Consider the following 262-nt stretch of genomic DNA (forward strand, 5'->3'; position numbering starts at 1 on the left):
GAGTCATGCGCAGCGTATTCTCGCGTATCGCGTTTTTGTCTCTGTCGGTTCTGATCAGATCAAGTTCGGGCTCAACAATCAGCTTTAAACCGCGATTCTTATCATGGATCAAGTAGGCCGGCACCACCGCAGCGCCAGTCCTTAACGCCAAGGTTGCCGGTCCCCGTCGAGCCAGCACGGTGCGACCAAAAAAAGGCGCATGAATCCCATTGTTCCTACGATATTCGTCAGCAATCACGACGGCAATTTCGTTGGATCGTAG

Annotated in this window: 1 protein-coding gene; it reads right to left on the bottom strand. The window is 52.7% G+C overall.

What is annotated here, in order from left to right; genetic code table 11:
- Positions 1-262: hypothetical protein (locus ACLJNW_RS25940; protein ID WP_410961472.1), on the bottom strand; the 262-nt coding region annotated here is incomplete at both ends.

The organism is Salmonella sp. SAL4457, from assembly GCF_046548235.1.
Lineage (GTDB): Bacteria > Pseudomonadota > Gammaproteobacteria > Enterobacterales > Enterobacteriaceae > Salmonella > Salmonella enterica.